Source organism: Bradyrhizobium sp. (assembly GCF_049512235.1).
Taxonomy (GTDB): domain Bacteria; phylum Pseudomonadota; class Alphaproteobacteria; order Rhizobiales; family Xanthobacteraceae; genus Bradyrhizobium.
The window spans coordinates 1-3,835 of record NZ_JBEKXH010000670.1 but is presented as its reverse complement, the minus strand read 5'-3'; the positions used below and the strand labels follow the sequence as shown (position 1 = coordinate 3,835).

Here is a 3,835-nt window from a genome sequence, read left to right as displayed (position 1 = left end):
GTTCTGCGCTCACGTGGTCCATAGCCGTGCACCGATGATCATAGAGGACGCCTTCCTGGACGACCGGTTCGCCGACAATCCGCTGGTGATGAACGAGCCCAGAATCAGGTTCTATGCCGGCTATCCATTGATCCTCGATAACGGAAGCTGTATCGGGACATTGTGCCTGATCGATACCCGACCCCGTACGCTGCACGCATCCGACCTCGAGCGATTGCATGACTTGGCAGACATCGCGATGCAGGAAATCCGTAACTTGGCAGGCTAGAGAAAGGCGGGCCTGCCCGCATTTCGCTGCCCCAAGCGCCGGTCCACCGCCAAAAAGTTCATCGGAAGTCAAGGCCGGCATCGGTGGCTGCCTGATCTGCGATCAGCGAGTTTGATTTTGCGAACTGCCCCAGTTTGGCTAGACGACCGATTCCGTGAAACCTGTCAGGTCAAGTATTACATCATCGTGGGAGCCGCGCGCTCGCGCGCGTCGCCAAATCCGATCCCCGGGATCTTCCACCGTCATTGCGAGGAGCCCTTGCGACAAAGCAATCCATCGCGCGGCGTACGCTTAAGTGGATTGCTTCGCTCGCCGGACGGCGCCTTGCGCCGAGCCGGTGGCCCGCAATGACGGCTTGAAAATCCCTATTTCATAGGCGGCATTTTCGGCAGTCTCGCAGGGCTGGCGGCGGATGCTTCATGATGTCGGCGCCGCCGCCGGTCAGCGCTACAGTGACCGTGCGGCCGCCCTATGGCCAGGCGCTTACTGGGATCGGCACATCACCTGCCGGCGTGAGCGTCGCCACCGAGACATGCGGCCAAGTGAGTCCGGCGAAGTTGAGGAACACCACCTGAGAATATTGGATCTGCGTCGAGGTCACCTTGATGGTGATCGGCGCCGGGATCTCGCGCGGCGGTGTACCGGTGAACACCGGCCCTTGCGTCCCGGGCTTGGCCGGGATTCTCAAAGGTCCTTCGCCAGGTTTGAAAACCGGAATGTGGATCAGATGCTCCACGGTCTCGACCCAGAACGTCGCGTTCATCCGGACCGAACTGGCGTTGGCCGACGTTCCTGCGGCGTTGCCCTCCAGGAAGGCGATGTTGGCCGTTCCTCCGCCGAATTCCGGCGGCGACGGCGTTGTGGAGACAGTGAAGACGATCGTCTTGGTGATCGTCTGGCCCGCAATGGCGTTGCGCAGCACCGTATTGGGGTCAGTCAATATCGCCTGATTGATCGCTCCGGAGGCGATGAATTTCGTGAGGTCCTGGGGAATTCGCGGCGTGTCTTTGTTCGCCGCCGTCTGGCTGGCGAAGGTGATGAGTTCCGGCGGGTTGCTGCCAATGACGAAGGGCGTGATGTTCACCGACGGGATGTTCGGTGGGCCATTGATGACAGTGGTAGGCGCCGGTCCCTGCGCGTTGATGGTCGTCCCGTGCGGGATGGAGGCCATGCGGACGAGCGAATTGGCGAGAGCGGGGACGTGCTTGGTCGCCGGAACGTTCAGCCAGATGCCGGGTTCGAAGTGAATGCCCTGAGCCTTGCCGTCGCCTTTTCCCGTCGCCGGGTTGGTGACGTCGCTGATGGCTTGCACATAAGGCACGCCATTGAGGAAAATGTCTTCCTGGGCGTTACCATTGACGGCCAACGGCATTCCCAGGCCGCGATTGGGCACACTCCCAAGGGATGCCGAAAAGGACAGGGTCTCCGTCGTCAGATTGAGTTCGAGGACATTCTCGTTCGGCGGCGTCAGGATCGGCGGCGGCGGGATCGGGTTGGCGAACGTCGTGGTCGTCGGCGGCGCGCCGTTGGGGCGGAAGACCGTGTTGAAGCCGGTCCCCGCGAACTCACCGGTGAAATTCTCAAGGACGCCGAGAGGGGGCGTCGGCGTCGGAGCAGCGCCAACGATCTGTTTGACCTCGTCGATCCGGAAATCGACCGGCAGTGAGATTTTTGCGCGGAGGGGCGTTTCATCAGCCATGGACGTGATCCTTTGCCGAAGATTGTTGATGCCCGCTTTGCAGGGCGACGAGTGAATGGCACGTTGTGTATTTGGGTGATGCCGCACCCGGCAGCTTCCGTATATGTCTCGGCTGTCAGTAAATGTTGCTGGAACTCTAAGCCCCGGTGCACTGGGCCGCTGTGAGATAGTTCACATTCGGCAAAAGATCCTTTCCCCCGCGAAGAGCGGGCGAGGGAGTGAGAGGATAACGCTCGTGGCCTGAACCGATTGGTTTGACGGAATCGCTGCTCCAGGCGCGCGGCGAAGGCAGCACGAACCCACCCCCGTCAATCAACCCGCGACGACGTCGCTTCCGTGCGGCGCGGCGAGGCCGCGATCCCAGGGCGGTTCGGGCAGGAAGCGGTTGGCGATGAAGTCGATGAAGGCGCGCACCTTGGCCGGCGGATCGCGGTCCGGCAGGTAGACGGCATAGATGCCGCCGAGCTCGACCGTCGGCTGGTCCAGGCGGAGCTCCACCAGCGTGCCGGCGCGCAGATCATCGGCGACGATGAAGGTCGGCTGGTAGACCAGACCCTGTCCCGCGATCGCGGCAGCGCGCAGCGCATCGCCATTGTTGGCGCGCAGATTGCCGGAAATGCCAACGCTGACTTCCGCCCGCGCGCCAAACGCCCAGCGATCGGCGCGCTGTTGCGACAGCGTGTAACCTAGACAATTATGATCCTTCAGGCTCGACACCGTGAGCGGGTAACCCCGCGCATCGAGATAAGACGGCGCCGCGCAGACGACGAGGCGGCAGGGCGCGATCCGCCGTGCGATCAGGCTCGAACTGCTCAGGTTGCCGATGCGAACCGCCAGATCCCAGCCCTCTACGCCGACGCGCGGATGGCGCTGCGCAAACTCGGACAGCAGAGGCGCGATCTGCCGGGTGCCGAACGCCAAGGGCACATTGAGCCGAAGTAGCCCCCTGGGCTCGACCCGATCGGCCGCCACGGTGGCATCGGCGGCTTCCATTTCGGCAAGAATGCGCTCGGAGGCTTCGAGGTAGAAGCGGCCGGACTCGGTCAGCGAAAGCCGTCGCGTGGTGCGGTGGAAAAGCTTGACGCCGAGCCGCGCCTCCAGCGCGGCAATGTGTTTTGTCACCATGGTCTGCGACAGGCCCATGGCGCGCGCTGCGGACGACAGGCTGCCGGCGGCGGCGACTTTTGCGAATACTTCAAGACCCGTCAGCCGATCCAGCACGGTAATCTCACTCCTACGGTGTGAGCTGTCATTCCAAACTAGCAGATTATCCATCTCTTTGGAATGGATCATAAGGCGCTGACTCAACAGGAGACAGCCATGATCGATTCCCGAACCGCGCCCTATGCGGCGCTTTTGCTCCGCGTCAGCCTCGGAATTCTCTTTCTCGCCCACGCCAGCCTCAAATTTTTCGTCTTCACCCCGGCGGGAACGGCGAAGTTTTTCGGCAGTGTCGGGCTGCCGCCTGCGCTTGCCTATGTCGTGATTTCAGCCGAAGTGATCGGCGGCATCGCGCTGATCCTGGGTTTGTGGACCCGGATCGCGGCGATTGCGCTGGTGCCGATCCTGCTCGGCGCGATCTTCACGGTGCACGGTGCGGCCGGGTTCTTCTTCAACAACGCCAATGGCGGCTGGGAATACCCGGCCTTCTGGGCCATCGCGTTGATGGTCCAGGCGCTGCTCGGCGACGGTGCCTACGCGCTGCGCCTGTCGCCCGGCACGGGCCTTGCCAGCGGACTGCACGGCGCACACTCTCATTAAGGCCAGCCGTCAAAACTATTGAATCGGATCTGGTTCTCCCCTCCCCCCGCGAAGCGGTGGGGAGGGATCGGGGGTGGGGGGTCCATGGGCAGGAAGCGCTGCTTCGG

General features: G+C 62.7%; 4 protein-coding genes. 2 read left to right on the top strand and 2 right to left on the bottom strand.

The window, feature by feature from the left end; genetic code table 11:
- Window positions 1–268, top strand: a 268-nt coding sequence (locus tag ABSG20_RS33670; protein WP_423868756.1) for a GAF domain-containing protein, incomplete at its 5' end; no start/stop codon positions are given.
- A 469-nt stretch (window positions 269–737) separates the two neighbouring features.
- Here ABSG20_RS33670 and ABSG20_RS33665 read toward each other — a convergent pair.
- Window positions 738–1,967, bottom strand: a complete 1,230-nt coding sequence (locus ABSG20_RS33665; protein WP_423868755.1) for a heme-binding protein — start codon at window positions 1,965–1,967, stop codon at window positions 738–740.
- Between the two features lie 312 nt (window positions 1,968–2,279).
- Entirely contained in the window at window positions 2,280–3,188 is a 909-nt protein-coding gene (locus ABSG20_RS33660) for a LysR family transcriptional regulator (RefSeq protein WP_423868754.1), read from the bottom strand.
- A gap of 99 nt (window positions 3,189–3,287) precedes the next feature.
- Here ABSG20_RS33660 and ABSG20_RS33655 point away from each other — a divergent pair, with 99 nt between their 5' ends.
- Entirely contained in the window at window positions 3,288–3,728 is a 441-nt protein-coding gene (locus ABSG20_RS33655; RefSeq protein ID WP_423868753.1) for a DoxX family protein, read from the top strand.
- Window positions 3,729–3,835: the final 107 nt, after the last annotated feature.